The following is a 6,034-nucleotide window of genomic DNA, read 5'->3' as shown; positions in this document are numbered from 1 at the left end:
CGGGTCGAGCCGGGCGGCCGCCAGCGCCGCGCGCGCCGCGCGGCCGCAAGACCGATCAGCCCCGAAATGGCGTAGACGTCGATGCCGCCCGGCCGGATCAGCCACGGAAAATCGAAGAACCGCGCATAGAGATGCGCCATGCTGCGCGCGAGCCATGTCCCGGCGCCCCAGCCGATGCAGATGCCGATCGCCGCCACAAGCGCCGCGAGCCCGAAGTAGTGCAGCGCGATCTCCGCGTCGCGGTAGCCCACGGCCTTCAGCAGGCCGATCTCGGCGCGCTCCAGCGCGACGATCCTACCCAGCAGCATGTTCACCAGAAACGCCGCGACCCCGAAGAAGATAGGCGGCAGCACGACCGCCATGCTGCGCAGCTGCGCCAATTCGGCGTCGATGAAGGCATGGCTCGGCTGCCGGTCGCGCAGATAGGCGCCCGTGCCGCCCCATGGCGCGAGCAGCGCGTTGATCCTGTCGGTCACCACCGGCAGGTCGGCCCCACGGCGCAGCGTCACGGAAAGGTCGTTGAACGCGCCCTCCTGCCCGAAGCTCGCCTGCGCCGCGCGGGCGGGCATCCAGATCACCGCGAAACCGGCATCATCCGGCATCAGCCCGCCGGGCGGCAGCGCATAGATGAACTCCGGGCTGCGCAGCGTGCCCGTGATCGTCAGCATCCGGCGCGTGCCGCCCAATATCGCCCCGAAGCGATCGCCGGGCCGGTAGCCGTTCGCCTGCGCGAAACGGTGGTTCACGGCGACCTCGTGATCGCTGTCGGGCCCCGGCAGCCGGCCTGTCACAAGGAGCGGCGCGTTGAGCCGCGCCCCGCTTCGAGGTAGCGACAGGATCTTGCCGGAGGCGGTCGAAATCCGCCTCGGCAGATCGAGAACCGCCCAGCCGGTGGCCCGCCCCTCGGCCGCCGTCACGCCGTCGATCGCGCGGATCTCGTCGAGCAGCGCGGCAGGCGCCCGCCGTGCCGTGCCGAACAGCTCTGCGAAGTTCTGACGGTTGTAATAATCGTCGAGCGTCGCCTCCAGCGCCCGGACCATGCCGAAGGCCGTGAGCAGGATCGCCACGCCGCAGGCCAGCACCAGCGCGATGGCGAGAACCTGCGACCAGAGCCGCCGGATATCGCGCAGAAGCTTGCGGTCGAGGGCGTGCAGCTTCACCATTGCACCTCCTTCGCCGAGATGCGGCTGGCATTGCGCTCGACATCGATCACCTGCCCGTCCTGAAACCGGATCACGCGATGCGCCATGCGGCGGATGTCGGAGTTGTGCGTGATGACGAGGATCGTCGTGCCGAACCGGTCGTTGACCGCGTCGAGCGCCGCCAGAACCTCGACGCCGGTGCGGCTGTCAAGCGCGCCGGTCGGCTCGTCGCACAGCAGCACCTCGGGGCGTTTCGCGATGGCGCGCGCGATGGCGACCCTTTGCTGTTCGCCGCCCGACATCTGCGCCGGGAAATGATCGAGAGGCCCGGTCAGCCCCACCAGCGCCAGCGCCTCCGCGGCGGGCATCGGATCGGCGGCGATGTCGGTGACGAGTTCGACATTCTCGCGGGCGGTCAGGCTGGCGACGAGGTTGTAGAACTGGAACACGAAGCCCACATGATCGCGCCGATAGCGCGTCAGCTTCTGGTCGGTCATCGCCGTGAGATCCATGTCGCGAAACCACGCCCGCCCGCCCGTGGCGTGGTCGAGACCGCCGAGGATGTTGAGCAGGGTCGACTTGCCGCTGCCGGAGGGGCCGAGCAGCACGACCAGCTCGGCTTCGGGCAGAACGAGGTCCACGCCGTCGAGGGCCCGGACCTCGGCCTTCGTGCCGGCCCCGTATATCTTGGTCAGCCGCTCGGTCCTGAAGATCGCCTGCGGCGCTTCGGCGGCGGCGGGCGCCGACATGCTCATGGGGGTCCGAAGATCACGTCCTCGCTCCGATGCTGAAGTGACGCCCGAGGATGGCGCGGCGGCGGTACCGCGGCCTTGATCTGCATCAAGACCCCGGCCCGCGGCGCGACCAGATCGGTCGTCCCGTCAGCCTCGTCAGGCTCGTGCCGCGTCCCGGCCGACCGGGGCTGCCCGCCTCGAACCGCTCGCCCATGCCGTCACGCCATGCGCAGCCGCTCCTGCGGCGTGTCCAGCCGCAGGGCCGAGCCGAACTTGCCGCTGACGGGGGGCGCCTCATGCGGGGAGCGCCGCTTCCAGTCCGAATGCCGGGCCAATTGGCGAATGTCCTCGATCTCCGCCATCGCGATGCCCCCCGCCGCGATCTCCTCGGCGGAAAGGCCCCGGTCGACCCCGTCGAGAACGATGTCCACGACGCTGTAATCATGCCCGATTCCGAATTCGTCGGAGACCCCCTTGGCCATGTCGGGAGACGGAAGCTGGCGGCGCACCCGGTCCGGCAGGTCGATCGCCCGGGCGAGCTGCCTCACCTGCGTCTTGTAAAGGCCTGTCATCGGCTGCACCGGCAGATCGTCTATGCCGCGATGCACGAACCAGCCGACCTCGCATTCCGACAGGTTGGCGGCCCCGATGACCGACAGGTTTTGCGCCTGCGCCCGGTTCTCGATCCAGACGCGGCGATACAGGTGGCGCTGGTTGAAGCCGCGATCGAGCTGCCTGATGGTGTGATCGAACAACCACCTCTTGTACCGGGGCCGCAGCCTCTCACCGCGCCCTACCCGCAAGGTCGCCAGAAAAGGGGACATGCCGCAGATCCGCCGAAACGCGCGCGTGCTGAGCCGGGCCACCGCCCTAGACAGGCGCAGCAGCTTCACGAAGAGCGGCCTGTAGACGCCGCGCCGCCGCATCTCCCCCGTGATGTCGATCTCCTCGAGCGGCAGGTCCAGAACCTGCGCCACGAGACGTGCATTCTGCGCGATCCGCGGATCGCTGTCGCGGTCGTAGAGATAGACAACTTGCACCCTTCGCGGGCCGAGGGCACGGACGGCCAGTGCCGCGAGCACCGACGAGTCGAGCCCGCCGCTGAGCCCAAGGATCACGCCGGCGCTTCGATCGCGCGCGACGCGCCTTTGCAGATACTCCGAGATCTCCCGGATCGCCCTTGTCGTGTCGATGTCCAGACGGGTCATGTCTGCTCTCCCTTTGCCATTGCCGTGGACCAAGCCTGGCGGACCGCGGGACCGGCATGTGCCGGTCAGCAAGAGCTTGCGCGGGTTCGGGCGGCGGGACATTGATCTGTGTCAGCCGCACTGAAACGAGGGATGCCGCGTCGCGCGGCACGGCAGGTCCGGGCGCGACGACTGCGCGGCCTCAATCATCCTGCCCGAACCGGCCCCTCTGGCGAAGCCGGGTCTGCCGGAGCGTCTCGACCAGCATCTCCGTCAGAAGGCCGAAGATCAGCAGGCCGTTGGCGGCGGCCAAGCCCCCCAGCAGGCACCATTCGACGGGCAGGAGAACATCCCCGTAGCCGAGGGTCGTGAAGACGACCAAAGCGAAATAGACCGAAGCTTCCACCGTCGGAAATATCCGCAGCCCCCAGAACGCCATGGCCCAGATCCAGACCGACGCCGACATCATCAACAGGGTCCAGCGCATGGCCAGCGACAGGATCGCCGTCAGCTTGGGCCCATGCGGCGGGCGCGTCACCCATCGGTGCGACCGGTTCAGGACAAGCTCGAGCCCCCACCAGGACAAGGCGGCCGACAGCGCCGTCGCCGCGATGAGGAGATAACCGAGACCCAGCTGGATCAACACGCTCCAGTCTTGCACGACATTGTGGCGGTTCGGCCAGCGCCGATCGGTGCCACGAGGCCTCCGACGGCGAGGGGCCTGACGGGATGATCGACGCGCCAAACCGGCCTGCGGCACGACCGTCGTACCGCAGGCCGGATCGTCGCAAGGTCCCCTGTCCCCCGGTCGGGACCGGAGCGTCTTCGCTTCATGTCACGACCGGGGTCTTCACTCGTAACCATGGTCACTCGCATACCGGATACATAACATCCCGCGCGCGCAGCGGTTTGATACAGATCATGTTCCCCCGGATTTGTTGTCCGAACCGCGATGGAACCGGGCACGCGCCCATTCATCGCCCCTCGCGATCCCCGGCTTGGCCGAACCGCGCCGGGCACAGCCCGTGCGAAGGTTTGATCTGGCGCAAGGCGCGCCGCGCCGAGGCGGTGCAGGATCGGGTCGCATCGAAACTGGCGTGTCCGGAGGGACCCATGACAACCATCGTAGCGGCGACCGACTTTTCGACGGCGGGCAACGGGGCCGTCCTGCGTGCGGCGGCACTCGCGGCGCATATGGGCGCGCGGCTGCACGTCTTTCACGCGGCAAGCTTTCGCATCGCTCCCGAGCAGGCAGAGCATTTCGCCAGCCTCGTGGAGGGGTACTTCGACACGCTGCGCGCCCGGATCCAGTGCCGCTTCGGCCCGGAGATCGAGGTGGACTGCACCGATGCGACCGCGTGGCGGGCCATCCACGAGGCGCTCGACCGGGAGGAGACCGCCCTGCTCGTGGTCGGCCCGCATGTCCATCCCAACGGGCTCGACACGTTTCACGGCACCTTCGTCGAACGGCTGCTCGCAGATTGCCCGGTGCCGGTGCTGGTCTCGATGTCACCGCCCAAGACACCCTATCGCGCCGCCCTCGTGACGACCGATGCAAAGGCGCCGCGCGAAGCCGCCATGGGTTTCGTTCGGGCCATCGCGCCCGAAGCCGAGGTCGAGACGATGCGGATCGACCCCCGCGACCTCGACGAAAAGGCAGCCTGCGGCGAGGCGCAGGTCGAAGGCGGGCAGGACCGCAAGATCATGGCACCCGGCGGCCCGCGCGCTCGGATCGAGACGCAGGTCTCGGCGCATGGGCTCGACCTCGTCGCGCTGACCGGCGCGGACCCGCTGAAAGGCCTCGATGCCGGTTTCGTCAAGACGCCGCCCTGCGACCTGCTGATCTTCGCGCCCCTTGCGACCCAGAGACCTGCACGCATGGAGACGCCTGTGGCGGGCTTGGCCTGAATCAAGGTGGCACGCGGGACGCGCGGCTATTTTCGACCCATATCCCCGCATACGCCTAAGGAGGCCGACATGCGCCAATCAATCCCGTTTTCGCTTCCGGCCCTGATCGCCGCCGACCCGGCCATCGCCGACCCCGAAACCTTCGGCGCCTATGGGCACCACATGGGGGGGTGGGGCGCCGGGATCTTCGGCCTCACCATGATGCTGCTGTTCTGGGCCGCGCTCATTGCCATCGTGGTCCTCGCGTTCCAATGGATCGGCAAGGACGGGCCCAAGGGCAATGGCGGCAAGGCGTCGGCGCTCGCCGTGCTGAAGGACCGCTTCGCCCGCGGAGAGATCGACATCGAGGATTTCGAGGCCCGCAAGAAGGCGCTGTCGGATCCGCTCTGATACGCTGAACAGACCGGTTTCCCTCCACGACTAGGACCGCAGGCGGGCAGCGCCCGCAGACGCACCCTTACGGGATGGTCGAGATCATCACCAAAGGGGCCCTGACGCCGGCCACGCGCGCCTGATCACCGCCAGCGCCCCATCCGCCACGACCGAAAGCGACGACATCGTCGCCGCCTTCAACCGGCTCCCGGGCCGGGCGATGCAGGGCTTCGCCGCCTGGCCGCTCGGCACCGTGAGCGGCCAAAACCGAAACGCCGCTACTTGGAGAACAGCACCGGGCGCTTGGCATGGCGTATCAGGTCGTGCGTCACCGTGCCGACCACGAAGTCATAGGCCCGCGAATGGCCAAAGGCCCCGGTGGCGATGAAGCTCGCGCCGGTCTCGAAGGCCTCTCGTTCGATCACCTCCGCGATACGCCGCTCGCCCGGTGCCCTGTGGGTCACGGTGGCGTTCATGCCGTGGCGGCTGAACATGGCCGCAATGTCGTTGGCGGGGTAATCCCGCTCTCCCGGATCGGGCGTCTTCTCGACGCTGAGCAGCACGACCTCGGCGCCCTTGTCGAGCAAAAGGAGCGCATCATGCGCCGCCCGCGTCGCCTCGCGCGTGGCGCTCCAGCCGATCACGGCCGAGGCGCAGGGCGCGGTGGGGGCGTAGCCCGGCGGGATCATCA

The 6,034-nt window shown here is 68.5% G+C and carries 7 protein-coding genes; 2 read left to right on the top strand and 5 right to left on the bottom strand.

The annotated features are described in order from the left end of the window. The 4 genes from NHG85_RS13145 to NHG85_RS13130 form a co-directional block, all read right to left on the bottom strand. A partial coding sequence (locus NHG85_RS13145) for an ABC transporter permease (protein WP_253333075.1) occupies nucleotides 1–1,160 on the bottom strand: 1,160 nt, incomplete at its 3' end. Beyond that, nucleotides 1,157–1,897: an ABC transporter ATP-binding protein gene (locus NHG85_RS13140; RefSeq protein WP_370363025.1), complete on the bottom strand. Its 741-nt coding sequence runs from the start codon at nucleotides 1,895–1,897 to the stop codon at nucleotides 1,157–1,159. The genes NHG85_RS13140 and NHG85_RS13145, both read right to left, overlap by 4 nt. A gap of 197 nt (nucleotides 1,898–2,094) precedes the next feature. Continuing rightward, nucleotides 2,095–3,084, bottom strand: a complete 990-nt coding sequence (nadE, locus tag NHG85_RS13135; RefSeq protein WP_253333073.1) for an NAD(+) synthase — start codon at nucleotides 3,082–3,084, stop codon at nucleotides 2,095–2,097. Nucleotides 3,085–3,265: 181 nt separating this feature from the next. Then, nucleotides 3,266–3,724, bottom strand: a complete 459-nt coding sequence (locus NHG85_RS13130; RefSeq protein ID WP_253333071.1) for an ion channel — start codon at nucleotides 3,722–3,724, stop codon at nucleotides 3,266–3,268. Nucleotides 3,725–4,176: 452 nt separating this feature from the next. Between NHG85_RS13130 and NHG85_RS13125 the strand changes: the two genes are divergently transcribed. Continuing rightward, nucleotides 4,177–4,971, top strand: a complete 795-nt coding sequence (locus tag NHG85_RS13125) for a universal stress protein (RefSeq protein ID WP_253333070.1) — start codon at nucleotides 4,177–4,179, stop codon at nucleotides 4,969–4,971. Nucleotides 4,972–5,040: 69 nt separating this feature from the next. Then, nucleotides 5,041–5,361, top strand: a complete 321-nt coding sequence (locus NHG85_RS13120) for an SHOCT domain-containing protein (protein WP_253333068.1) — start codon at nucleotides 5,041–5,043, stop codon at nucleotides 5,359–5,361. A 260-nt stretch (nucleotides 5,362–5,621) separates the two neighbouring features. Here NHG85_RS13120 and NHG85_RS13115 read toward each other — a convergent pair. Beyond that, nucleotides 5,622–6,034: universal stress protein (locus NHG85_RS13115; RefSeq protein WP_253333066.1), on the bottom strand; the 413-nt coding region annotated here is incomplete at its 5' end.

Source organism: Limimaricola litoreus, from assembly GCF_024159025.1.
GTDB classification, from domain to species: Bacteria; Pseudomonadota; Alphaproteobacteria; order Rhodobacterales; family Rhodobacteraceae; genus Limimaricola; species Limimaricola litoreus.
This window is presented reverse-complemented; position numbering and strand designations above follow the sequence as displayed.

What these genes read in the sequence shown, in the direction of transcription:
- NHG85_RS13140 (WP_370363025.1), bottom strand. Translation starts at nt 1,897, where the DNA reads ATGAGCATGTCGGCGCCCGCCGCCGCCGAAGCGCCGCAGGCGATCTTC.
- nadE (WP_253333073.1), bottom strand. Translation starts at nt 3,084, where the DNA reads ATGACCCGTCTGGACATCGACACGACAAGGGCGATCCGGGAGATCTCG.
- NHG85_RS13125 (WP_253333070.1), top strand. Translation starts at nt 4,177, where the DNA reads ATGACAACCATCGTAGCGGCGACCGACTTTTCGACGGCGGGCAACGGG.
- NHG85_RS13120 (WP_253333068.1), top strand. Translation starts at nt 5,041, where the DNA reads ATGCGCCAATCAATCCCGTTTTCGCTTCCGGCCCTGATCGCCGCCGAC.